1 protein-coding gene is annotated in these 317 nt (G+C 71.0%); it reads right to left on the reverse strand.

Translation table 11 applies throughout. The features are described from left to right. Nucleotides 1-317 (reverse strand): hemagglutinin repeat-containing protein (locus tag WG922_RS21935; protein WP_340285171.1); only part of this gene is annotated, 317 nt, incomplete at both ends.

Below are 317 nucleotides of genomic sequence, written 5' to 3' on the forward strand. Positions count from 1 at the left end.
CGATCACGCCGCCCCGGAGGTTGGTGTCGCCGCCCACGGTGACCTGGAAGCCGCCGTCACCGGCCTTGATGCCGCTTTGCTCGGCGACGCTGGCGTAGGTGCTGTCGATGTTGCTCGCGTTGGCGCTGAGGCTGCCGCCCATCTGGCCGTAGCCCACCGAGACGCTGCCGCCTGCGCTGCGCTGGCGGCTGGTGTAGGTGCTGGTGTCCTGCAGGCTTTCGAGGTTGAGGTCGCGGGCGACGTCGGCCACGACGGTGGGGGCCTTGACCACGGCGCCTTGCAGCGTGGTGTCGCGGCCCGAGCGCATGACCACACGC

The organism is Ramlibacter sp. AN1015 (assembly GCF_037726105.1).
Lineage (GTDB): Bacteria > Pseudomonadota > Gammaproteobacteria > Burkholderiales > Burkholderiaceae_C > Ramlibacter.